Annotated in this window: 22 protein-coding genes; 8 read left to right on the top strand and 14 right to left on the bottom strand. The window is 65.2% G+C overall.

The genetic code is table 11. From position 1 onward, the window contains the following. The first annotated feature begins 46 nt into the window (after window positions 1-46). The 4 genes from U5919_RS06340 to U5919_RS06325 all read left to right on the top strand — a co-directional run bounded on the left by U5919_RS06340 (window position 47) and on the right by U5919_RS06325 (window position 4288). On the top strand, window positions 47-1546 hold the full coding sequence (locus U5919_RS06340; RefSeq protein ID WP_336022903.1) for an aldehyde dehydrogenase family protein: 1500 nt from the start codon (window positions 47-49) through the stop codon (window positions 1544-1546). 3 nt (window positions 1547-1549) lie between these two features. Continuing rightward, window positions 1550-2446, top strand: a complete 897-nt coding sequence (locus tag U5919_RS06335) for an SDR family oxidoreductase (RefSeq protein WP_336022902.1) — start codon at window positions 1550-1552, stop codon at window positions 2444-2446. 92 nt (window positions 2447-2538) lie between these two features. Then, window positions 2539-3417 carry a fumarylacetoacetate hydrolase family protein gene (locus U5919_RS06330; protein WP_336022901.1) on the top strand — a complete coding sequence of 293 codons (879 nt, stop codon included), beginning with the start codon at window positions 2539-2541 and terminating at the stop codon, window positions 3415-3417. Window positions 3418-3583: 166 nt separating this feature from the next. Next, the gene (locus U5919_RS06325; protein WP_336022900.1) at window positions 3584-4288 is read left to right on the top strand and encodes an ABC transporter ATP-binding protein; all 705 of its coding nucleotides are present in this window, start codon (window positions 3584-3586) and stop codon (window positions 4286-4288) included. A gap of 33 nt (window positions 4289-4321) precedes the next feature. Here the strand turns inward: U5919_RS06325 and U5919_RS06320 are convergent, their stop codons facing one another. The 8 genes from U5919_RS06320 to U5919_RS06285 form a co-directional block, all read right to left on the bottom strand. Next, on the bottom strand, window positions 4322-5344 hold the full coding sequence (locus U5919_RS06320; protein ID WP_336022899.1) for a branched-chain amino acid ABC transporter permease: 1023 nt from the start codon (window positions 5342-5344) through the stop codon (window positions 4322-4324). Beyond that, window positions 5344-6225 carry a branched-chain amino acid ABC transporter permease gene (locus tag U5919_RS06315; protein WP_336022898.1) on the bottom strand — a complete coding sequence of 294 codons (882 nt, stop codon included), beginning with the start codon at window positions 6223-6225 and terminating at the stop codon, window positions 5344-5346. Before U5919_RS06315 ends, U5919_RS06320 begins: the two co-directional genes overlap by 1 nt. A 34-nt stretch (window positions 6226-6259) precedes the next feature. Beyond that, window positions 6260-7594, bottom strand: coding sequence for an amino acid ABC transporter substrate-binding protein (locus tag U5919_RS06310; protein WP_336022897.1), 1335 nt, complete (start codon window positions 7592-7594; stop codon window positions 6260-6262). Window positions 7595-7819: 225 nt separating this feature from the next. After that, window positions 7820-8896 (bottom strand): cupin domain-containing protein, encoded by a 1077-nt coding sequence (locus U5919_RS06305; protein ID WP_336022896.1) that lies wholly within the window; start codon window positions 8894-8896, stop codon window positions 7820-7822. A gap of 218 nt (window positions 8897-9114) precedes the next feature. After that, window positions 9115-9291: a hypothetical protein gene (locus tag U5919_RS06300; protein ID WP_336022895.1), complete on the bottom strand. Its 177-nt coding sequence runs from the start codon at window positions 9289-9291 to the stop codon at window positions 9115-9117. 68 nt (window positions 9292-9359) lie between these two features. Beyond that, a complete protein-coding gene (locus U5919_RS06295) occupies window positions 9360-9761 on the bottom strand; it encodes an acyl-CoA thioesterase (protein ID WP_336022894.1) in 402 nt (133 codons plus the stop codon). Further along, window positions 9761-10468 (bottom strand): acetate--CoA ligase family protein, encoded by a 708-nt coding sequence (locus U5919_RS06290; RefSeq protein WP_336022893.1) that lies wholly within the window; start codon window positions 10466-10468, stop codon window positions 9761-9763. The genes U5919_RS06295 and U5919_RS06290 overlap by 1 nt, the downstream gene beginning before the upstream one ends. Next, complete coding sequence (locus tag U5919_RS06285; protein WP_336022892.1) at window positions 10461-11894, bottom strand: CoA-binding protein; 1434 nt, start codon at window positions 11892-11894, stop codon at window positions 10461-10463. The genes U5919_RS06290 and U5919_RS06285 overlap by 8 nt, the downstream gene beginning before the upstream one ends. 201 nt (window positions 11895-12095) lie before the next feature. Between U5919_RS06285 and U5919_RS06280 the strand changes: the two genes are divergently transcribed. Beyond that, on the top strand, window positions 12096-12845 hold the full coding sequence (locus U5919_RS06280) for an ABC transporter ATP-binding protein (protein ID WP_336022891.1): 750 nt from the start codon (window positions 12096-12098) through the stop codon (window positions 12843-12845). Window positions 12846-12900: 55 nt separating this feature from the next. On the opposite strand, the gene U5919_RS06275 is transcribed toward U5919_RS06280, so the two are convergent. Further along, complete coding sequence (locus tag U5919_RS06275) at window positions 12901-13539, bottom strand: MBL fold metallo-hydrolase (protein WP_336022890.1); 639 nt, start codon at window positions 13537-13539, stop codon at window positions 12901-12903. 195 nt (window positions 13540-13734) lie between these two features. Between U5919_RS06275 and U5919_RS06270 the strand changes: the two genes are divergently transcribed. Next, on the top strand, window positions 13735-15102 hold the full coding sequence (locus U5919_RS06270; RefSeq protein ID WP_336022889.1) for an SLC13 family permease: 1368 nt from the start codon (window positions 13735-13737) through the stop codon (window positions 15100-15102). 112 nt (window positions 15103-15214) lie between these two features. Here the strand turns inward: U5919_RS06270 and U5919_RS06265 are convergent, their stop codons facing one another. After that, the gene (locus tag U5919_RS06265; RefSeq protein WP_336022888.1) at window positions 15215-16762 is read right to left on the bottom strand and encodes a class I adenylate-forming enzyme family protein; all 1548 of its coding nucleotides are present in this window, start codon (window positions 16760-16762) and stop codon (window positions 15215-15217) included. 122 nt (window positions 16763-16884) lie between these two features. Between U5919_RS06265 and U5919_RS06260 the strand changes: the two genes are divergently transcribed. Next, on the top strand, window positions 16885-17781 hold the full coding sequence (locus U5919_RS06260; protein ID WP_336022887.1) for a UbiA prenyltransferase family protein: 897 nt from the start codon (window positions 16885-16887) through the stop codon (window positions 17779-17781). A 97-nt stretch (window positions 17782-17878) separates the two neighbouring features. Here U5919_RS06260 and U5919_RS06255 read toward each other — a convergent pair whose 3' ends face one another. Together U5919_RS06255 and U5919_RS06250 are read right to left on the bottom strand one after the other, a co-directional pair. After that, window positions 17879-18646 (bottom strand): IclR family transcriptional regulator, encoded by a 768-nt coding sequence (locus U5919_RS06255; RefSeq protein WP_336022886.1) that lies wholly within the window; start codon window positions 18644-18646, stop codon window positions 17879-17881. Window positions 18647-18942: 296 nt separating this feature from the next. Then, complete coding sequence (locus tag U5919_RS06250; RefSeq protein WP_336022885.1) at window positions 18943-19455, bottom strand: gamma carbonic anhydrase family protein; 513 nt, start codon at window positions 19453-19455, stop codon at window positions 18943-18945. Window positions 19456-19746: 291 nt separating this feature from the next. On the opposite strand from U5919_RS06250, the gene U5919_RS06245 reads away from it, so the two are divergent. Next, on the top strand, window positions 19747-20145 hold the full coding sequence (locus U5919_RS06245) for a universal stress protein (RefSeq protein WP_336022884.1): 399 nt from the start codon (window positions 19747-19749) through the stop codon (window positions 20143-20145). A 24-nt stretch (window positions 20146-20169) separates the two neighbouring features. Here U5919_RS06245 and U5919_RS06240 read toward each other — a convergent pair whose 3' ends face one another. Beyond that, the gene (locus U5919_RS06240; protein WP_336022883.1) at window positions 20170-21528 is read right to left on the bottom strand and encodes a methyl-accepting chemotaxis protein; all 1359 of its coding nucleotides are present in this window, start codon (window positions 21526-21528) and stop codon (window positions 20170-20172) included. A gap of 92 nt (window positions 21529-21620) precedes the next feature. Then, window positions 21621-22070: a MaoC family dehydratase gene (locus U5919_RS06235; RefSeq protein WP_336022882.1), complete on the bottom strand. Its 450-nt coding sequence runs from the start codon at window positions 22068-22070 to the stop codon at window positions 21621-21623. Between the last annotated feature and the right edge of the window lie 45 nt (window positions 22071-22115).

The raw sequence follows: 22115 nt of genomic DNA, 5'->3' as shown, positions 1-22115 counted from the left end.
GCGATCTGACCAAACTTTCATTAGTGATTCACGTTAACTATGACGTATGGCACTCGAAGGCCAGTCCAAATTCAGCATCGACGCAGACTGGAACAAGCTCTATATCGGCGGCGAGTGGGTCGAATCCGAGAGCGGCGAGTCGACGCCGGTCGAGGATCCCTCCACTCGCGAGGTCGTCACGGAGGTACCCCGCGGCACCGAAGGCGACGTCGATGCGGCCTACGAGGCGGCCGTCGAAGCGCAAAAAGAGTGGGGAGAGACACCCCCCGCACGACGCGAGCAGGCCGTTCAGGGGCTCATTGAGGCCGTCGAAGAGAACCAAGAGTCGATCATCGAGCTGATCACGACGGAGATCGGCGGCATCCACGGCGTCGGCGAGACCTCCATTCAGATCACGCAGGACCACCTCGCCGAGGCCGCGACGCTCCCCCGGCGAATGAAAGGCGAGACCGCCGCCTCCAACATCCCCGGCAAGGAGAACATCGTCTACCGCGAACCCGAGGGCGTCGTCACGGTAATCTCGCCGTGGAACTTCCCGCTGAACCTCACCGCTCGAGCGCTCGCGCCCGCGATCGCCGCCGGTAACTCGGTCGTCCTCAAACCCTCGACTGACGCGCCGATCATCGGCGGCCTCGCGTGGGCCCGCCTCGCGGAGGAAGCCGGAATCCCCGGCGGCGTCGTCAACGTCGTCACCGGGAAGGGCTCGGAGATCGGTGACCACCTCGCGGGCCACCCCGACAGCGACGTCGTCGCCTTCACGGGATCGACCGAAGTCGGCCAGCACGTCGCCGGTCTCGCCGCGGAGAACCTCGCGGTCCCGGCGATGGAACTCGGCGGCAACAACGCCCACATCGTCACTGAGGACGCCGACCTCGATCAGGCGATCGACGCCGCGGTGTTCGGCTCGTTCATCCACCAAGGGCAGGTCTGTATCTCGATCAACCGCCACCTCGTCCAAGACACCGTCTACGACGAGTACGTCGAGCGGCTGACCGAGCGCGCCGAGGGGCTCCCCGCGGGCAGCGCACACGACGAGGTCGTCCTCGGACCCATCATCAACGAGTCCCAGCGCGACCAGATGCTCGACTACGTCGAGCGCTCGATCGAGGACGGCGCGACGCTCGAAACGGGCGGCGAAACGGTCGAACTCGACGGCGTCGAGGACTCGCTGGTCGTCCGTCCGACGGTGCTTTCGGGCGCGTCGAACGACATGCCCGCCGCGTGCAACGAGCACTTCGGTCCGATCGCCCCCGTGATCCCCTTCTCGGACGTCGACGAGGCGATCGAGATGGCGAACGACACCGAGTACGGGCTGACCGGCTCGGTCCACGCCGGCGACATCGGAACCGGACTCCAGATCGCAAAGCGGATCGACTCCGGAAACATCCACGTCAACGATCAGGGGATCAACGACGAGGCGCACGTTCCGTTCAGCGGCACGAAGGCCTCGGGCCTCGGCGGCTACAACTCCACTGACTTCCTCGACGAAGTCACCGAGAAGAAGTGGATCTCACTGCAGCACGAACCGCGGGAGTTCCCGTTCTGAACCGTGGAGGAGGCAGTCTGCGTCGTCGCGGGCGGGGGTAACGGCCTCGGCCGGGCCGCGGCCCTCGAACTGGCCGACAACGGCGCGCGCGTCGTCGTCAACGACCTCGGCTGCGAGGTCGACGGGACCGGTAGCGACGCCGCCGTTCCCGAAGCCGTCGCCGAGGAGATTCGCGAGGCGGGCGGGGAAGCCATCGCCCACCACGGCGACGTCAGCGACTTCGGGTACGCCGAGTCCCTGATCGGGGACACCGTCGACGAGTACGGCCGCGTCGACTTCGTCTGCAACTTCGCCGGCATCCTTCGCGACGGGATCAGCTACAAGCTGAGCGAGGAGGACTGGCGCGAGGTCGTCGAGACGAACCTCACCGGGCAGTTCGCGCCGCTGCGGGCGGCCGCGAAGCACTGGCGGGAGGCCAGCGAGGTCGCGGGCGAAGACGGCTTCGACCGCCAGCGCTCGTATCTCGCGGTGAGCGCCGGAGCGGCGCGCGGGAGTCTCGGACAGGCGAACTACGCGGCCGCGAAGGCCGGAATCCTCGGGATGGTCCGGACCGTCTCGAACGAACTGGTCCGCTCGAACGTCCGCGTCAACGCTCTGATCCCGAACGGCTACACGCGGATGACGGAGACGGTGCCCGAAGAACATCGACCGTACACCGAGGCGGAGATGCCGCCCGAGAGGGTCGCCCCGCTCGTCGCCTACCTCGCGAGCGAGGCGGCCGAAGACGTCACCGGCTGTACTCTCTATGCGGGCGGCGACCGCGTCGGCGTCTTCTCCGATCCGGCGATGGACGCGGTCGGCGTCAACCCCGACGGCTGGACGCTGGAGTCGCTCTCGAAGCACTTCCGCGAGGACGTCGCGAGCGACGTCGACCTGTCGCGGACCGAGAGTTACCTGTAGGCCGACGACCGGGTCGCACGGGAAGCGCGCCGCGTTTCGCCCGCTCGACCCGAAAGGCATCTTTTATGGGGGATTCCGCCGATGGTCCGCGTATGCGATTCGTCCGCTACGACGACAACCAGCTCGGACTGCTCACAGAGGACGGCAGCGGCGTCATCGACCTCTCGGACCGACTCGGCCTCGAGGGCGACGAACCGCTCGTCGAGTACATCGAAGGCGATTACGACGCCGCCGAGTACGAGGACGAGAAGCCGGACTACGACGTCGACGACGTCGAGATCGGCTCGCCCGTCGGCCGCCCCGGGAAGGTCATCGCCGCGCCGCTGAACTACGAGAACCACATCGAGGAGGCCATCGCGGACAAGGACATCACCACAGAGGAGTGGTTCTCGATCAAGGACAAGGGCTACTTCCTGAAGGCCCCCTCCAGCGTCGTCGGCCCCGACCGCGGGATCGAACTCCCCTTTACCGACCGCCGCACCGACCACGAGGTCGAACTCGCGTTCGTGATGGGCGAGGAGGCCAAAGACGTCTCCGCCGAGGAGGCGTGGGACCACATCTTCGGATACACGATCCTGCTCGATATCTCGCTCCGCGGCGATCAAGACCGCTCCAACCGGAAATCCTACGACACGTTCACGGTCATCGGCCCGTGCGTCGTCACCGCCGACGAGATCGACGACCCCCAGGACCTCCAGATGGAACTGCAGCTGAACGGCGAGCGCCGCCAGTACGAGAACACCGGCGATATGGTCTACACCTGCGCGGACATCGTCCAGTACGCGTCGCTGGGCGCGACGCTGGAGGTCGGCGACGTCATCACGACGGGCACGCCCGAGGGCGTGAGCGAACTCCACGACGGCGACACGATCGACGCCGAGATCGAAGACGTCGGCTCGATGACCGTCGACGTCACCGGTCGCGACGTCAGCTACGCCGACGCCAACGTCACGAAGGGCGGACAGGAGTAAGTCGCAGCGGCGCTTCAACGGGTTTCGACCGCCACTTCGAGATTCTATGCCAATTCTTCTCGACAGTCGATGCCTCCGCTACGTGACGGACTGCGCCACGCGTCGTCGCTTCGAGGCCGCCGAAAGGTAGGCTTAAGAAAGACCACGATAAATCACGTGGTAATCGATGTCACTGCTCGAAGTAGATGGGATAGACGTCGCGTACGGCAACGTGCAGGTTCTCTGGGACGTGAGCCTCTCCGTCGACGAGGGGGAGACAGTGGCGTTGCTCGGCGCGAACGGCGCGGGGAAGACGACGACGCTGAAAACGATCTGCGGGGATCTCACCCCGATGGACGGCGAAGTCCGATACAAGGGCGAGTCGATCGGCGACCTGCCGCACGAAGAGGTCGTCGCGAAAGGCGTCGCTCACGTTCCGGAGGGAAGAGAGGTGTTCACCGAGAGCACCGTCAAAGAGAACCTCGAACTCGGCGCGTATCTGGATCGGAGCGGAATGGAAGATCGCCTCCAACGCGTCTACGACATCTTCCCGCGGCTCGAAGAGCGATCCAAACAGCGGGCGGGGACGCTCTCGGGCGGCGAACAGCAGATGCTCGCGATCGGTCGCGGGCTGATGAGCGATCCGGACCTCCTCCTTCTCGACGAAGCGAGCCTCGGACTCGCGCCCGTTCTCGTCGACGACGTGTTCGAGGCGATCCAGCGGATCAACGACGAGGGGACGACCGTGCTGCTCGTCGAACAGGACATCTACAACGCCCTCCGTGTCGCCGACCGCGGCTACGTCATCAAAACCGGCGAGATCGAGCTTTCCGGAACGGCCGAAGAGCTCGCGAAGGACAAACGCGTCGAAGAATCGTATCTCGGCGCGTGAAGAAGTAGCGTAAAGAACTCGAAAGCGGCGCGCTCAGTCGTGAGCGCCGTCGCTTCCGTCGGTTTCCTCGATGAGATACTCTTTGAATAGTCCATAGAGTCCCGTTGGGAGGAAGATAATGAAGAGGATGATGAGGATCCCTTCGACCGCCTCGGAGTAACCGCTGACGATGGCCGAGAGGCCGTTGTCCAACAGCAGGAACAGTCCGGCCCCGAAGATCGGGCCGGAGAACGTCCCCATTCCGCCGAGGATGACGACGACCAGTGCGTCGATCGTCCACGTCACCGCGAGCGTCGACTGCGGGTTGATGTACAGCGTGTAGTGGCCGTACAGCGCGCCGGCCAGCCCAGCGAAGAACGAGGAGACGACGAACGCGTACATCTTGTACTTCAGCGGGTTGACGCCGAGACTGCTCGCGGCGTCCTCGTCGTCGTGGATTGCCTTCATCCCGAGCCCGGTCGGGCCGCGGACGATGAGATACGTGATAACGACGGTCGCGATCGTCGCGATGAGCGTCAGGTAGAACATCACGTCGCCGTGCGAGACCACCTCGCCGAGTGAGAGATCCGCTTGGATGTAGTAGCCGGTCGCTCCGCCGGTCAGATCCCGGCGATCGAGCATAATCAGTTCGATCACGGCGGCGAGTGCGAGCGTTCCGATGGCGAAGTAGTGTCCGCTCAGTCGGAAGATGATCGGCCCGATGACGAGCGCGATCAGCGCCGCTGCGAGCGCGCCGATCAGCATCGCGGGGATGACGGGTAACTGGATCGACTCCGGGAAGCCGCCGGCCGTCGGGGTCGTCAGCCACGCGGTGACGAACGCGCCCATTCCGAAGAAGGCCGCGTGTCCCAGCGAGATCTGTCCCGCGTAGCCGGCGAGCAGGTTCCACGAAACGCCGAGCATCACGAAGACGAGGCCAGTCAGGATGAGCCCCGTCAGCGAGTCGGTCGTCGTGAACGGGACGGTGATGAGCCACAGCACGGCGAGCGCCGCGACTGCGAGTACGCGACGGTCAGTCGCGACCGACTCGCCGGGAGCCCTCTCGATGAACGCCATTACTCACCACCCCCGGAGCCGCCGAACAGGCCCTCGGGTTTGACGAGCAGCACGGCGAGGAAGATGAGCAGGCTCACGACGTTGCGATAGCCGCCACCGAGATACAGCGCGCCGAGGTTCTCGGAGACCCCGAGCACGAGGCCGCCGACGAGCGTCCCGAGCACGCTGCCGACGCCGCCGAGAACGACCACGGCGAACGTCTTCAGCAGGTAGGACCACCCGACGTACGGGTCGATGGGGAACAGCATCGAGAGCAGCGCACCGGCCGCGCCGGCGAGCGCCGTCCCGATTCCGAGCGTGATGACGTAGATCTGATCGGTGTTGATCCCCATATGCTTCGCAGCCGTGCGGTTCTGTGCCGTCGCGCGGATGGCCTGTCCCGTCTTCGTGTACTGCAGGAACGCCCACGTCGCGGCGATGAGGAGGACCGCCACGATAAACGTCACCGTCCGAGGGAACGACATAAACGCGATGCCGATGTCGAACCCGTTTCCGGGGATACCGATGTCCGCGGTTCGGGCGTCGCCGCCGAGGATGACGCGACCGAGGTTCTGCAGGATCAGCGCGAGGCCGAACAGGATGATGATCGGCTGTTCGAGCCCCTCGTCGACGACGTGCTTCAGGAGCACCTTCTGCAGCAGGACGCCGAGTCCGAACATCAACGCCATCGCGAGCACCATCCCCACGAGCGGCGTGATGCCCGTGGCCGCGAAGACGAGGATCGCGATGTACGCGCCGACCATCAGCATATGGCCGTGCGCGAGGTTCACGATGTCCATAATCCCGAAGACGAGCGAGAGACCCAAGGCTGCGAGGGCGTAGATGCCCCCGAGCAACAGCCCGTTCACGATCGTTTGCGTGGCGAGATCGCTGAAGACCATTTTCAGGCGTGTTGGCCGTCAGTCGAGTGGCTGCTCATCGCTCGCTCCACGGTGGGATCGGGTACTGGAAGTCGATCGCCTGCTCGGAGTCGGTGTCCGGGTACGCGAGTCGCTGTGCACCCTCCCACCACTGGCCGGTCGGTGCGGTCAGTTCGCCCTCCGCCGGCAGCCCGTTCTCCTCGAAGCTGAACGTGCCGATCACGGTCTCGAACTCCTCGCTCCGGAGCGCGTCGCGAACGGCCGTAGGGTCGACGGATCCGGCCGCCTCGACGGCCTGCTGGGCGACCTGCGTCAGGTTGTACGAGCCGCCGACGTTCGCGGGCATAAATTCGGCGTCGGTGTCGTACTCGTTGAAGAACGCCTCTCTGAGTTCCGCGTTGCCGTTGCCGGTGAGGCCCGGGACCCACCCCGGACACATCAGCGCGTAGGCTCCGTCTTCGCCGAGCGCGGACCACCACGCGGACGGATCGGCACCGCGGACGAACTTCAGCATCTGCGGGGCCCAGTTGTTGTCGCGCATCTGGTTGACGGCGGTGATGCCGCCCGGCGGCGTCGGGTTCGAAAGCAGCACCTCGACCTCGTTGCTTTCGGCCTGCGAGATGAGCGTCGAGAAGTCCGAGGAGCCGAGCTCGAAGACCTCGCGCATCACGACATCGTAGCCCGCTTCGCCGAGGACGTCCTCCCAGTACTGGGCCTGCTCTGCGCCCCACCCGGAGTTCGGCTCCCAGATCCCGACGTTGGTCGGACGCTCTTCCTCCGGGATGAGTTCGAGCGTGCCGAGCGTCGAGCGGGCGACGTCACGCGATTTCGGGAACGGCGCGAACGTCCACTCGTAGTTGTCGTTCCGGTGCGGCTCCTCGTACGCGAAGGCGATCCCGAGGAACGGCAGTCCTTGATTCTCCGCGAAGGCGCTCCCGGCGGTGACGAGCAGGCTGGAGAAGCTCCCCCAGATCATATTGACGTCGTTGTTGCTCACGATCGCCTGAAGCTGCTCGCGGAGCGTCTGCGCGTCGCTCTCGTCGTCGCGGAGGATGAGCTCAACCTCGCGGTCGAGTTCCTCGTTCATCCTCGCGACGCCGAGTTCGTAGCCGCGGCGGAGGTCCTCACCGAGCGAGGAGAACGATCCCGAATCCGGGACTGTGCCGGCGATCGTCAGCGGCGTCGCGTCTCCACCGCTGTCGCCGCCGCTGTCCCCGCTGCTGTCGGAGTCGCCGCCGCTGTCGCCCCCACTGTCGCCCCCACTGTCGCCACCGTCGTCGCCGCCCCCGCCGAGCGTACAACCGGCGAGTCCGGTGATTGCGAGAGTTCCGGTCGCTCCGGCACCCTTTAGATACCTTCGTCGTCGAATCGATGTGTCATCACGAGCCATACCGTGTGGCACAATAATGATAATACAATAAAAAAGTATACGGTTCCACGCAGAGTCTATCGGCGTTTACGATACGTTCTACCCTCGTCGCAGACGACAGATTCAGCCGGTCACGAGGGTCGTATAACGGCCTGTGAGGGTCCGTCCGCCACCGGTCTCCCAAGCGGATCGAGAACGAGTGGGTGACCCCATCCGGAACGTCGAACCGAGGCCCTCCAGAGATTCTTACGAGGAGGGTTCGGCCTCGGCGTAGAGGTTGAACGCCTCGAACACCGGGCGGTCGGTCATCCCGAGGAGCTTCGCCTCGCCGTCGGGTTCGTGGTGGTGGATCTCGTCCGGTGGGACGACGAAGATGTCCCACTGGCTCCATTCGAGCGCCTCGTCGCCGACGTGCGTCGCGCCCTCGCCGTCGATGACGAAGTACACCTCGGTCGCGTTGTGGAAGTGCGGATCGGTCTCTTCTAACAGCAACTGCGCGCGGAACGACATCGTCGGGAACAGCGGCGGCTTGCCCGTGGCGGGGTTGACGTACGAGAGGCTGTAACCGTCGTTCGGATCGGGATCGTCGTTGTCGGCGCGCTGGCGGAGCGACTCGACCATCTCCTCCCACTGGAACCGGTACGGCGGCGTCGCGTCGCGGATGCCCTCGAACGGCCCGGGAATGCCGTCCTGCTTCACCTCTTCCTGCGGTCGGCCGCGACCGTACTGCGAGGCCCAGTAGCCTTGGCTCTTCGTCACCGGCTGGCGTTCGAGTTCGTGGTACTCGAACGTGTTCTTCGCGTTCAGCGAGTCGAGGACGAGCGGCAGATCGAGCACGTCGAGCCACGCGGCGGTCTCGTCGCTCTCGTTGACGTGGTCGTGCCACTCCCACTGCGGGGTGGTGACTAGGTCGTTGTCCTTCATCGGGAACTCCTCGCCGGCGACGACCGTCTTCATATCCTCGTGGCCGTCGATCGTAAAGCGCAGCGCGTTCGCCCCGTGGCGGTGCGACGGCGCTGTCTCTCCCGGCGAGACCGTCTGGATCCCGACGTAGATCGTGTTCGAGATCGCGTGCGCGGCGTTGATCGGCACGGCGACCCGGCGCTGGAATCCCGGCGGGAGGTCGGCGATCGGGACGTCGCGCTCGATCGCGTCGATCGCCTCCTTGACGTCTTCCCACTTCCAGATGTCCGCCTCTGGGTCGTCGAGGGCGTGGCCCATGTCGTCTTCGACTTCCCAGAGCGGCTGGAGGCTGTGCTCCTCCAAGATACTTCGAGTCTCGGAACTCATCTCTAGGAGTTCCTCCGGCTCTTGCTGTGCCATACACGATAGTTTGTGAAACTCGATAATAAGTGTGTTGGACGTGCGCACTCCGCTATCGGGTACACGCGCCGCTCAGACGCCATCTCTTGGGTTTCCTCCTGCGACGTCGCAAGTTTCGTGTGGCGATCGTGTGTCGGTTCACAGCCGTCCGGGCGACTCGATACCAGATCAGCTTCTCGGCCGACGCTGATTTCTTCGCAGTCGATTCTCGAAAGCCGTTACGCGGAGGCCTGCGCCTCGAAGATTTCCTCGGTTTTGAACAGCGACCGGCAGTCCTCGCACACCATCCGTCGCTGAATCCCGTACTCCCAGAGCTTTCCGCCGCAATTCAGACATTCGAAGTGCGCCTCGACGAACGGATCCTCCGTCGCGTATGGGTTCTCGAACTCCGCCATATTTCGGAATACTCGCGTACTTCCTAAAAGCGTATCGCCCCCTCACAACGAGGACGCTGCCGTCTCAGCTACTCTTCGGCGTATTCGACGAATTTCTCGCGGATCTCGTCGGGGATCTCGACCGCGCCGCCGCCGCCGGTCTCCGCACAGACGCGCTGTTCGTACCCCGAGAACGCGAGGGTGTCGCCCTTGTACGCCTCGTACTCGAACCGGACGGCGCGGGTGCTCGGGTCGGGTGTCAGCGTGACTCGAATGTCGTCGCCGGCTTTCACCGGTGCCTTGAACTCGAACTGCATATCCACCAGCGGGAAGCCGAAGTCGTAGTCGCTTGTGAGCTCCCAGAACGGGAAGCCGATCTCCTGCATAAACATATCCGAGGTCTCGTGGAGCGCGTCGACGATACGCGGGTAGTGAGCGATGCCGTGCGGGTCGGTGTCCGAGAAGCGGACAGTCCAGATGCGTTCGAACATTATCGGTCCTCCAGTACGACGAGTGCGTCGAGTGCCATCACTCCATCGGATGTCGCAAGAACTGGATTGACGTCGAGTTCCGCGATCGGGTGGTCGACGACGAGGTCACCGACCGCCGCGATGGCGTCGGCGAGCGCGTCGACGTCAGCCGGCTCGCTGCCGCGATACCCCTGCAGGAGCGGGACAGACTGCAGCCCCTCGATCGCAGCGCGGGCTTCCGCCCGGTCGACCGGGGCGATCCGATGACTGGTGTCCTCGAAAATCTCGGTGAAGACGCCCCCGAGACCGGTGAGGACGACGGGACCGAACGACGGGTCGCGGAGCCCGCCGACGATCACCTCAGTACCGCGATCGAGGTCCATTGCCTCCTCGACGAGGACGTCGGCCGCGACGTTCTCCTCCCCCGCCGCCTCGAAGATCGCCGCGGCGGCGTCGCGGACCGCCGCCTCCGAGTCGAGTCCGACCGCGACGCCGACGCCGCCCGCCCAGTCGCTCTTGTGCGTCACCGACGGCGACGACACCTTCGCGACGACGGGGTAACCGATTCGCTCGGCCGCCTCGACGGCGTCGTCGACGTCTCCGCACACCTCGAACGAGGGCGTGTCGATGCCGACCGACGCGAGGAGCGCTTTCCCCTCGGCCTCCGTCAGCGTCTCTCGGCCGTCCGCGCGCGCGGACTGGATCGGCTCCGGAACGGCGTCACTCATCGGCGGTCACCTCCTCGTCGATGACCGTTCGATGTGGTGCCGCGCCGCTGTCGGTGCGCGCACCGCCGTCCGCGAGCGCCTCGTCGCCGTTGAGAAGCGCGTAGCGGGCGAGCGCCCCCGCGGCGTCGGCGGCGCGCTCGGGGGTCTCGAAGACCGGGACGCCGACGTCCGTGAGCGCGTCGCGCTGGCCGGCGAGGTCCTCCTCGATCCCCTCGGTCGCGAACAGGACCGGCTTGTCCACCCGCTCGGCGAGGCCGTCCAGTTCGTCGACCGGAAAGCCCAACGCGGCCTCGAACAGCTCGTAGACGAGCACGATGTCGACGCGTTCGTCCTCGGCGACCGCCGTGACGATCTCGCCGAACTCCGGCATCGGTCGGCCGGTGTCGACGGGGTTGTCGGCGTAGGTGATCCCGGGGAGGATCTCGTCGACGCGCTCTTGGGTGTTCTCGGTGAGTTCCGGCAGTCGACCCCCCGCACGCTGGATCCGGTCGGTGATGATGATGCCGGGGCCCGCCTGCGCGGTGACGACGCCGACGTTCGGGCCATCGGGAGTCGGGGAGTTCCCGAGCGCCGCCGCGGCGTCGAGGAGGTCGTCGGTCGCGTCGACCGTGGGAACGCCGTACTGGGCGAACCCGGCGGTGTATAGCTCGTGATCGCCCGTGAGCGCGCCCGTGTGCGACTCCGCGAAGTCGCCGACGTCCGACTGTCCGACCTTGTAGGCGACGACCGGCGTGTCACTCTCGCGGCAGGCTTCCAGCATCCGTCGCCCGTCGTCGGTCCCCTCGACGTGGAGGACGATCGCGTCCGTCCGCTCGTCGCCGTCGAAGTACTCGATCGCCTCGGCGAACCCGACGTTCGCGCGGTTGCCCAAGCCGACCTGCGCGGAGACGCCGCGGCCCTGCCGTCGGGACTGGAACGCCAAGACCAGTCCGACGCCGCCGCTCTGTGCGACGACCGCGACGTTGCCCTCCGGCACCTCTTCGACCCCGCTGGCGAACGAGCAGCGGAGGTTTATCTCGGGAACCATGAACCCGCTGGTGTTCGGGCCGAGCAGCGAGATGTCGTGTTCCTCGGCGATCTCGACGATCGCCTCCTGAAGCTCTTCGCCCTTTCCGCCCGCTTCGGCGAATCCGCTGGCGTAGATGACGGCCGCGCCGATCCCCGCCTCGCCGCACTCTTCGAGGACATCCGGCATCGCCGGACCCGGCACACAGCAGAGCGCGAGGTCGACGTCGTCATCGATCTCGGTCACCGAGGCGACGAAATCCGCGCCGAACAGTTCGCCCTCCGTCGACGGGTTCACCGGGTACACTGGCCCGTCGAAGATCGCGGCGTTCGCCATCGCTTCGTATCCGATCTTTCCCTCGGTCGCCGACGCGCCGATGACGGCGATCGCCGAGGGGTCGAATAGCTGTCTGAGAGTCACACGCGCACATTTACCGAACGTCCTCAAAGCGTTTTCCCCCTGCGTGCGAGGCTGGCTGTACGAGCGATCCAACTCGACCGACGATCCAGCGCGGCGTCACCGTCGTCGCACGGCCTGACCGCCGAGACGCGTCGCCGCCTCGAATGCCACGCGTCGGCGTATTCCGTAAGTTTATCATCGTTGCTTGGATATCGAACGATAATGACGTTACTGGAAGGTCGAGGGCTGACGAAGAAGTTCGGTGGGGTCGTCGCCATCGAGGACGTCTCCTTCACCGTCGAACGCGGCGAGGCCGTCGGACTCATCGGACCGAACGGGGCCGGGAAGAGCACGCTGTTCCGCACGATCACCGGCGTCCATCCCCCGACGGAGGGCGAGGTGTTCTTCGACGGCGAGGAGATCACCGGACAGTCCCAACACGAGATCTGTCACCGCGGGATGGCGAAGACCCACCAGATCGTCCGCCCGTTCGGCAGCCTCTCGCTGCTCGAAAACGTGACCGTCGGCGCGTCGTTCGGCGGCCGCAAGTTCGACGACCCGCGCGAGCGCGCCGCGGAGATGATCGAGTTCGTCGGCCTCGAAGAACAGATGCACGCCGACCCCGGCGAACTCAGCGTCGGACAGCTCAAACGCCTCGAGATCGCGCGCGTGCTCGCGACAGATCCCGAGATGGTGCTGTTCGACGAGGTCGCCGGCGGCCTCGACCCCGAGGAGACGGAGGGTATCATCAACCTCGTCGGCGACATCATCGACGAGGGCAAGACGGTGTTCCTCATCGACCACGTGATGCGCGCGCTGATGAGCGTCTCAGAGCGCGTGATGGTGCTCGACAACGGGAAGCTAATCGCCGAGGGGACGCCCGAGGAGATCCAAAACGACGACACGGTCATCGAGGCGTATCTCGGTGAACACGCGGGCAAGGACCTCTCGGACGCGATCGCCGAGAACTGATAGTGTCGGACGTACGTCCGGCAGTATAGCCGTTCGATTCGGTGCGGATTTCCTCTCAGCGCTTTCCGTTGAAGTCGACGAACGCCGCGATCTTTTCGCTCGCGCCCTCGGTCACGCTGGACCCGTGGTAGACGAGGCCGATCTCGAACTCGTAGTCGAGGAGCCGCTGTAAGGAGTTGTCGGCCGCGTCGAGATCAGCCGAGTAGTGCGCCGTCGGGAGGACGAAACAGCCCGCTGGCAGCCCCCGGGCGTCCGAGCCGAACAGCGCGTCGCCGATGACGGCGATGCCGGCCGACTCGTCGACGAGCGCGTGGTGCGCTTCGGTGTGGCCGGGAACGTGAACGGCCGTGAACTGCCCCACGCGGTCGCCGTCGCCGAACCGGTGATCCACGTCGACATCGACCGCGACCCCCTCGGGGACCCACGTTTCGAGATCGAACCGCTCGACGAGCCCGGCGAGTCCGGCGACGTGGTCGGGGTCGCCGTGGGTGACGACGATCCGTTCGGGCGTGATCTCCAGCTCCGCGAGCGCGTCGGCGACGACGTCGACGGTGTCCTCGAAACCGGCGTCGACGAGCGTCGGCGTCTCGCCGTCGAAACAGAACACCCGCCAACGGGCGTCTGGCGCGGTCTTCACGGTGATGTCGTAGACGTCCGGTGCGATCTCGGTGAGAGCGAAATCTGTGTCTGGCATCGGACTCCCGTACGCCCTCGTGGATGTTAAACTGTCCCGTCGCTGCCGCGGCGTTTGCCGTCGATTTCGACTGGGTTCAAGTTTCGCGATCCGAAGACGGCGGGTGCATCGACACCCCTATTGTGGTTCACGGTGACACGTGCGACACGAACGATGTCAGATGGATTCCCGACGCGGGCGAACGAGGTTCTCCCGATGGACCCGTCTTGGCTCGCCCTCCCCGCGGGCGCGCTCGTTGCGGGCGCTGTCCTCCGGTTCTCGCCGCTGAATCCGGACGCCGCCCGGATGCTCGCGATCACGCTGTTCTGCGTCGCGATGTGGATCGGCTCGCCGGTACAGCCGTGGTTCACGGCACTGATCGGGATCGCCCTGATGGGTGTCGGCTTCTCCACCGAACTCGCGTTGACCGGGTTTCAATCGCCCGCGACGTGGCTCGTCGTGGTCGGCCTCCTGATCGGGGAAGCCGCGACGGCGAGCGGTCTCGCCGAACTCGTCGAGCGGATCGCCCTCTCGCGGATGCCCGAGCGGATCACCACCGACGCAGTCGCCGTCTACCGCTACCTGCTCGTCGTCCTCTCGATCGGGAGCTTCGCGCTCGCGGTGTTGGTCCCCTCCTCGCTCGTCCGCGTGCTCATTCTCGCGCCGATTCTCAAGTCCCTCGGCGACCTGTTCACCGAGCGGAGCGCGAAGATCGGGATCTTTCTGGGACCGCTCTTCGCCACCTACTACGGCGCGTCGGGCATCCTGACTGGGTCGCTCGCGAACATCATCGTCACCGGACTCGTCGAGTCCAGCGGCGGCCCCGCGATCACGTGGACGGAGTGGACGGTCTGGATGGCACCGGTGATGGGGATCGGCCGCGTTGCCGTCGTCGTCGCCGTCACGTACCTCCTGTACCGCCCCCGTGATCGGGACGCGATCGACTCCCCCGAGCGGGTCGCCACCGTCGCGCCGTCGCCGACCGAACGGCGGATGCTGCTGTTTCTGCTCGTCGGCGTCGCCATCTGGGCGACCGACTTCGTCCACGGCCTGCACCCGATGTTCGGTGCGGTCGTCGTCGCCTTACTGTCGTTCTCGCCGGGCATCGGCGTCATCGATCACGACGCCATCGGCGAGACCGACTTCTCGATCATCTTTTTCCTCGGGGCGATCTTCGCCATCGCCGAGGGACTGCAACGGACGGAGTTCACCGATCTCGCCGCCGAGACGATGCTCTCGTACCTGCCGAGCGACCCGTCGCTCCCCTTGGTCCTGCTCTTCGTCGTCGTCGTCTCGATGCTCTTGGCGTTCGTGATGGAGGGGATGGCCGTTGCGAGCGTGATCACACCGGTCTTCGTCTCCTTCGCGAACAGCGCCGGGATCCCGCTGGTCCCCGTCGCGATGATCGAGAGCGTGGCGCTGAACGCGTACTTCTTCCCCTACCAATCGGCCGTGTTGGTCGCGATGCTCGGTCTCGGCGTCGTCGACACGATGGAGTTGAGCCGGATGGCCGCGATCTGTACGATCGCGACGTTGGTGTTCTTGCTCCCGATCCAGATCGGCCTGTTCGTGCTGTTCTTCTGATCCAGAGAGAGCGCGCTTCCCTTGATCTGACGAGCGCTTCGGATCCAGCGAGCACTTCCGATCCGGCGACGGGCCTCTGCGGTCAAAGAATCCCGTTCCGACGCGGGCGACCCTAGGAGAAGTGCTTCTCGATCAAGTCGTTGCGGATGATCGTTCCGGTGTCGGTGCGCGGGAGGGTTTCGGCAGTGAGCGCGTACTTCCGCGGGCGCTTGAAGTCCGCGAGGCCGTCGTGTTGGAGGCAGTACTCGTCGAGGTCCTCCCCCGTGAGGTCGCTCTCAGTCACGACGACGGCGGTGACGATCTGTCCCCAGTCCTCGTCGTCGAGGCCGAAGACGCACGCCTCCTCCACCTCGGGATGGTTTCCGAGAACCCGCTCGACCTCGGCCGGATAGACGTTCTCGCCCCCGCTGTTGATCATGTTGTCGACGCGGTCGACGATGTAGAGGTAGCCGTCCTCGTCGACGCGGGCGACGTCGCGGGTTCGGAGCCAGCCGTCGAAGTAGGACTTCTCGGTGGCCTCGTCGTTGTCGATATACTCGTTCGACATTCCCGGACCGCGGGCGATGATCTCGCCGCGTTCGCCGGGATCGACCGTCGCTTCCGGATCCGGGTGTTCGCTGACGGGAACCGACTCGACGACGCGGATCTCCCACGAGAACGCCTCCTTGCCGATCGTTCCGGGGTGGTCCGCTTGGACCTCCGGGTGGGCGAACGTGAGGTCGGGGCCCGCCTCGGTCATCCCGTAGGTGTTGTAGACGTGCTCGCTCAGGTACTCGTGGGTCGCCTCGATGAGGTTCTCAGTGACGATGGCTCCGCCGGTGCGGATGTACGACAGCGACTCGGTGTCGTACGGCGTCTCCTTCGCTCGCTGGACGTCGTTGAGCGCCTTCAATTGGGTCGGCACGCCGAGCAGCCCGGTCACCTCGTGTGCCTCGATGAGTTCGAGCGCCTCCTCGGGGTCGAACGTCGAGTGCAACACCACCGTCGCGCCCGCGACGAAGTGCGGATAGAGCCACGCGTCGGTCGTGACCATATGGTACCACGGCGACGTGCACAGCGCGGTGTCGGTCTCGTCGATACCGTGCTCCATAATTCCCTGGATCGCGCCGTACCAGAGCTGTTCCTGATCGAATTTGACCGTCTTGGGAACGCTCGTCGTTCCGCTGGTGTGTAAGACCGCACACTCGTCGTCGATCGGATGCGCGTCGTCGGGGGTGGGCTCGGAGGCGTCGAGGACGGCCTCGTAGGACTCGACGCTGTCGTGGTCGATGTCGCGGTCGCCGGCGTGGATCGCGACGTCGAACGCCCCGCGATCGAGGAGTTCGAGCGCGTCGTCGGCGTTGTGGTCGTCGAAGAGGAGCGCCTCGGCCTCGGCGGTCTCGGCCATCTCCTTCAGTTCGCCGACGGTAGCCCGATACGAGAGCTGCACCGTCGCGAGTCCGCGCTTGTTCCCCGCCCACATCGACTCGATCGCCGAGACGTGGTTGACCGTGAGAACGGCACACCGGCCGGAGCCGATCCGATCGGTGAGCGCGTTCGCCAAGCGGGTGCTCCGCTCGTCCAGTTCGTCGTACGTGAACGAACGGCCGTCGTCGGTTACGAGCGCGAGTTTGTCGGGATAACAGCGGACCGTGCGAGCGAGGGCGTCACCAAGTTTCATAGTCTCGTGTTACGCGTCACCAAGCCAACTGTCGCATTAATTGTTTTGATCGGTGACGGCCGCTGTACCGCGTCTGAAGCCGACGCGGCGGCTTTATCACCGACGGGACGGAACCGTGGTCTATGACACGGGTGCGCCGCGGTCTCAGGGGCCTGCTCGCGTACGTCCGGCCGACGTTTATGTTCCCGGCGGTCGGGATGTCCGCCTACGGGTCCGCCCTCGCCTCACCGACGGCGTTCGAGTGGTCCATAGCCGTTCTCCACGCCGGGACCGTCGGTCTCGCGCTCCTCGTTGCGCACCTTCGCGACGGCTACGTCGACGGCCACCTTCGCGGCGAGGAAGTCCCGCGCCTCGGCGTCGGCGCGTTGAAGTTGGGAATCGGCGTCGGGACGGTGTCAGTGCTGCTTCTCTCAGGGGTTCTCGCGGCGGTGGCTGGCGCACTCGCCGCGCTCTCGACGGGATTCCTCCTCGCGCTCGCGCTGTTGCACGCGCCTTATCTCGATCGACATCCTGTGACGGTAACGACGGATTACCCGCTCGGAATCGGAACGGCAGTCGTCGGCGGCTACGCGGCACAGTCCGGAGGCATCGCCGTCGGAGTCGCCGTCACCGCCGCGCTGTTCGTCTGTCTCCTCTCGGGAATCAAAGTCGGCATCGACCGTCTCGATCGATCCTTCGACGCGTCGATCGGAAAGCGAACGGTCCCCATCGTCCTCGGCTCGCGCGGAGCCGACCTGACCGCCGTCGGTGTCTTTCTGCTCACCGCGCTCGCGACTGCCGCGGTCGGCCTCGCCGGGAGTTCCGGGTCGCTCCCCGTCCGAGGGCCGTTCGCGTTTCTCGCCGCGTCCACACCGCTCGCGTGCCTGTTCGCGACCCTGTGGCTCGAAGGCGAGCGGGCCGTACGGGTCCAGATGGCGTCGACGTACGTCTTCGCCGTCGGGCTCTTCGTCTCGGTCTGTACCGACGGCTGTGCCGGCGGGGCGATTCTCGAACGAGCGTTCGCAGTCGCTCTCGGGTGAGGGGTTCGCCGGTTCGCTCTCTACGGAACTGGAACGCTGGAGCTTCGAGAGAACGGATTCGCCGGACCTCGCCGGACTTCGCCGAACTTCGCCGCTGCTACCGGTACGCGATCGTGAGGTCGATCTCGTCTGTCGCCGCCCGCAGGTGGTCGAGGATCTCTCCCTCGCAGCGCTCTTTGGACATCCGGTGGGCGGGGCCCGCGACGCTCAGCGCGCCTTGGATCTCGCCGGCGACGGTGAGCGGAACGCCGATCGCTTGGATTCCCTCCAAGTCCTCGCTGAGATTGAGGGCGTAGCCCTGCTGGCGGATCTGTCTGAGTTCCTCGTCCAGCCGTTTTCGGTCGGTGATCGTGTTCTCGGTGCGCGAGGGGAGGCCGTGCTGATCGACGATCCGGTCGACCTCGTCATCGGGGAGGTGTGCGAGAATCGCCTTTCCGCCGGAGTTGTAGTGCATGTGATCCCGGGTTCCGAGGATCGTGTTGACGTTGATGTCGTTGTTTCCGCCGCGGCCGTACACGTAGATCGCCTTCCCGTTCTGATGGGTAATGAGCCACGACATTTCACCGGTTTCGCGTTCGAGTCTGTCGACCGCCGCGAGGCCGGATTGAAAGATGTCGAGTTGGCCGCGGACGTACTGGCCGTACTCGAAGAACCGGAGTCCCAAGTGGTACTCGCGCCCGCGCTTGACGACGAACCCGCGACCGACGAGGGTCGTCAGGTGTCCGTGAACCGTGCTCTTGGCGATATCGAGTCGCTCGGCGAGTTCGGTGACGCCCGCACCATCGAGGCGTCGAAGGTGTTCGATGATGTCGAATAACGTCTCATCGGACTTGATCCCTCGACTCTCGTGCGATCCTCCGTCCATACACGCACTCGTCCGACGACGGATAAGTAAGTATCGTGTGTGCGCGGTCGACAGCGACGCCCGAATCACCGATCGTCACTGGTGAAAATTCGTTCGACAGGATCGAATAACCGGGATTATCGCGGTATGCATAACAACCGTACGGATGTTACCAAGACGGTCCGATTTTCGCGTACGGTGGATTCCTTGCCGCCGCTTCTCACGGGAGACTTCCACGTTCGTCGTGTACACAGAGGTACTATCAGGCTGAACGCCGGTTCCTATCCGTTCGTCATTATCGAACACACAGTCCACACTCAGTCGCGAGACCGAACATCCAATCCGTCATCGCGGAACCGAGCGGCCAGTTCGACGTACGTCTCGTGGATCCGGTCGATCTGATCCAGTTGGGATTCGGTGAGTGGCCGCGTCTCGGCGGGCGTTCCGTACGCGAGGTGACCCGTGGGAACCGTCTGGTCGTGCGGAACGACCGCGTTGGCCGCGACGATGCAGTTGTCCTCGACGGTCGCTCCCTTGAGGACGGCGCTCTGCATCCCGACGAGGCAACGGTTACCGACTTCGGCGTAATCGACGACCGCACCGTGCCCGACGGTGACGGCCTCGCCGAGTTTCGCGCCGTGCAGCATCGAGAACTCTTGGACGTTCGTCTCCGGACCGACTTCGACCGCCGTTCCGTGGCCTCGGAGGCAGGTGAACGGCCAGATGCTCGCTCGGGCGTCGACGTCGACGTCGCCGACGAGGTACGCCATCTCCGAGACGAACGCGTCGTCGTCGACCGTCGGTTCCGCATCCTCGAACGCGCGTAACATACACTCCGAGAGGAGCGCCTGAAGGTATAAATCCGGTGATGGTCGAAACCGCGGCGACGGTCGCGTTACCTCGGGGAAGCGGTCGTGTTACCCCCGGGCAACGGTTACATTGTCCGAAGAGAACTCCCGCGTCAACTCACAATGCGACCGACCGTCTTCGAGCACAGATATTCGACGATATCGAACAATATTGTCTCCACGAGACATCTACTGCGGCGGCCCACAGGAACCACGGTACTGATGCGGAAATCAGCGCGGAATTATAAGTAGATGGCCGCCCGACGGCCCAGTATGGTCCGAGTACTGCTCGCACTGGACGACGACGTTCCGCAGTCACACGCACAGACAAATGCGATCGAAGCGATGGTCGAAGGCGCAAGCGACGCGGAGGTGTACATCCTCCACGTGTTCGTCGATAACCCCGAGGGGGCGTCGGTTCAACAGGTCGAAGCGGTTCGTGAGGCCTCGGACCGACTGGAATCGGCCGGGGTCGGGGTCGAACTCTTGGAGGCGAGCGGATCACCGTCGGACGAGATCCTGCAGCACGCCGACGAACTGGACGTTGATCAGATCTGTGTCGGCGGCCGCAAGCGCTCACCGGCCGGAAAGGCGCTGTTCGGCAGCGTGACCCAAGACGTGATCCTCGGGACGCACCGTCCGGTGCTCGTCTGCGGTAGTAGCGACGAATAAGGCGCTGAAGTCGACGATCCGACGCTATTCGGTCTGAATCGCCGTCGAGAGGTTGCGTTCGAGCGCCTCGACGCTCCGGCGGATCTCGGCGACCTGTTCGGTCTGCTGTTGGTTCGCCGCCGCGAGTTCGGCGACCTCGGTCGCGATCTGCTCGACGCCCTCGACGGTCGTGCCGAGCATCGCCGAAATGTCCTCGGCGCTCGTGGCCTGCTCGTCGGTCGCGGTCGCGATCTGTTCGAGCTGTTCGGAGACGTCGGCGATCGACGCTTGGATCTCGCGCTGGTTCTCGTTGACCGTCTCCATCTGCGCTTCGATCTCCTCGACTCGATCTGTGGTCCGCTCGACGCCGTCGACGGTGTCGGTCGCGATCGTCGCGATCGATTCGACCAACCCCTCGATTCGGTCGGCCTCAGTCTTCGACTCGGCGGCGAGCGACTTGACTTCGTCCGCGACGACCGCGAATCCCTCTCCGGCCTCGCCCGCTCTCGCGGCCTCGATCGACGCGTTCAGCGCGAGGATGTTGATCTGATCAGCGATATCGTCGATCACGGCCACGACGTCGTCGATCTCTTCGACGCGTTCCGCGAGGTTCTCCGCGTCCGCGGCCATCCGCTCGCTGGCCCGCGAGACGTCCTCGACGGTCTCTAGCAACTCCGTCGTCGACTCCTCGGAGTCGGTCGCCAGCTCCGCGGTCTCGGAGCTCTGCGTGCTGATCGTCTCGACGCTCGCGGCGACCTCCTCGGTCGTCGCGCTGAACGTCTGGATCTCGTCGTCGACCTCGCGGACGTGAGCGGCCTCCTGTTCGGCGACCTCGGCGATCACGTCGACGTTTTCGGTCACCTGCGAGGACGCCTGCTCCAGCCCGCCGACCGTTTGTTCGAGTTCCTCGCGGACCTGCGTCTGGACGTGTTCCATCGACTGACGTTGCTCGACGAGATCGGTCACCTGATACAGCACCTCGAAAGAGCCGACGACCGTGCCGTCGGGAGCGGTGAGTGGCACGCCCATCGCCCTGCCGTGTCCCTTTTCCCCGTCGGTGTTGGTGATGGTTCGGACGTCGGATTCGCGGATCGTTTCGCCGGTTCGTGCGACTTTCTCCGCGAGGGTCTCGGTCACGGCCTCGGTCCCGATGACCTCGTGTGCGGGTCGATCGAGCGCCTCCTCGGCGTCGAGGCCGACGAAGGACGCCTGTTCCTCGTTCCAGTGCGTCAGGCGGCCGTCGTCGTCGACGACGATCACCGGCTCGGGGAACTCCGCGGCGAGCTGATCGAACATGTGTCGCCAGTGATCCCGCTCTGCTCGGATCCGTTCGGTGTCGCTCAACTCCTCTGGGAGGTCCGGGGCGAGTGAGGCCGATTCGGGGGCGGACAGGTGTTGTGCCATTGTGCGGGTGTGACCGTGTCGGTATATAATTGGTCCGCCGCCATTTTCACGTGTGATATTGAGACAGAAGATCCCCGAGTCCGCCCCTGTTCTCACTCCTCATCGAACGCCCGCCGCTTCACGAGCGCGATTACGTCGAAGCGCACGACCGTCTCGCCGCCCTGATTCACCGCCTCGACGTGGGTGGTGACGTATCCGCGGTCGTCGTGTCCGGACGACGGCCGCTTGTCGATCACCTCCGTCCGGAGCGACAGCCGATCGCCCGGCCTAACGGGCTTGACCCACCGCAGATTGTCGGCACCGATACCCGCGAGCGCCGCCAGCGGGTCCGGCTGTTCGGTGGTCAGCCGCATACAGATCGCCATCGTATGCCACCCCGAGGCGACCAGTCCGCCGAACATCGAGTCGGCCGCGGCGTCCTCGTCCGTGTGGAACGGTTGCGGGTCGTACTGTTCGGCGAACGACTTGATCTCCTCGGCCGTGACCTCGTACGCGCCGAACGTCGCGGTCGATCCGACCTCGACGTCCTCGAAATATCGCATACGCCTGCCACGTGAGGGCCCGTAGAAAACCCTTCGTTCGTTGAC

The organism is Halobellus sp. LT62 (assembly GCF_037031285.1).
Classification (GTDB): domain Archaea; phylum Halobacteriota; class Halobacteria; order Halobacteriales; family Haloferacaceae; genus Haloquadratum; species Haloquadratum salinisoli.
Note: the sequence above shows the minus strand (reverse complement) of the source record. Positions and strands in the feature narration are given on the sequence as shown.

Bases quoted from the DNA above. Each gene is read 5' to 3' on its own strand.
- U5919_RS06340 (WP_336022903.1), top strand. From the start codon at position 47: ATGGCACTCGAAGGCCAGTCCAAATTCAGCATCGACGCAGACTGGAAC.
- U5919_RS06330 (WP_336022901.1), top strand. From the start codon at position 2,539: ATGCGATTCGTCCGCTACGACGACAACCAGCTCGGACTGCTCACAGAG.
- U5919_RS06325 (WP_336022900.1), top strand. From the start codon at position 3,584: ATGTCACTGCTCGAAGTAGATGGGATAGACGTCGCGTACGGCAACGTG.
- U5919_RS06320 (WP_336022899.1), bottom strand. From the start codon at position 5,344: ATGGCGTTCATCGAGAGGGCTCCCGGCGAGTCGGTCGCGACTGACCGT.
- U5919_RS06315 (WP_336022898.1), bottom strand. From the start codon at position 6,225: ATGGTCTTCAGCGATCTCGCCACGCAAACGATCGTGAACGGGCTGTTG.
- U5919_RS06310 (WP_336022897.1), bottom strand. From the start codon at position 7,594: ATGGCTCGTGATGACACATCGATTCGACGACGAAGGTATCTAAAGGGT.
- U5919_RS06305 (WP_336022896.1), bottom strand. From the start codon at position 8,896: ATGGCACAGCAAGAGCCGGAGGAACTCCTAGAGATGAGTTCCGAGACT.
- U5919_RS06300 (WP_336022895.1), bottom strand. From the start codon at position 9,291: ATGGCGGAGTTCGAGAACCCATACGCGACGGAGGATCCGTTCGTCGAG.
- U5919_RS06295 (WP_336022894.1), bottom strand. From the start codon at position 9,761: ATGTTCGAACGCATCTGGACTGTCCGCTTCTCGGACACCGACCCGCAC.
- U5919_RS06290 (WP_336022893.1), bottom strand. From the start codon at position 10,468: ATGAGTGACGCCGTTCCGGAGCCGATCCAGTCCGCGCGCGCGGACGGC.
- U5919_RS06280 (WP_336022891.1), top strand. From the start codon at position 12,096: ATGACGTTACTGGAAGGTCGAGGGCTGACGAAGAAGTTCGGTGGGGTC.
- U5919_RS06275 (WP_336022890.1), bottom strand. From the start codon at position 13,539: ATGCCAGACACAGATTTCGCTCTCACCGAGATCGCACCGGACGTCTAC.
- U5919_RS06270 (WP_336022889.1), top strand. From the start codon at position 13,735: ATGGACCCGTCTTGGCTCGCCCTCCCCGCGGGCGCGCTCGTTGCGGGC.
- U5919_RS06265 (WP_336022888.1), bottom strand. From the start codon at position 16,762: ATGAAACTTGGTGACGCCCTCGCTCGCACGGTCCGCTGTTATCCCGAC.
- U5919_RS06260 (WP_336022887.1), top strand. From the start codon at position 16,885: ATGACACGGGTGCGCCGCGGTCTCAGGGGCCTGCTCGCGTACGTCCGG.
- U5919_RS06255 (WP_336022886.1), bottom strand. From the start codon at position 18,646: ATGGACGGAGGATCGCACGAGAGTCGAGGGATCAAGTCCGATGAGACG.
- U5919_RS06250 (WP_336022885.1), bottom strand. From the start codon at position 19,455: ATGTTACGCGCGTTCGAGGATGCGGAACCGACGGTCGACGACGACGCG.
- U5919_RS06245 (WP_336022884.1), top strand. From the start codon at position 19,747: ATGGTCCGAGTACTGCTCGCACTGGACGACGACGTTCCGCAGTCACAC.
- U5919_RS06240 (WP_336022883.1), bottom strand. From the start codon at position 21,528: ATGGCACAACACCTGTCCGCCCCCGAATCGGCCTCACTCGCCCCGGAC.
- U5919_RS06235 (WP_336022882.1), bottom strand. From the start codon at position 22,070: ATGCGATATTTCGAGGACGTCGAGGTCGGATCGACCGCGACGTTCGGC.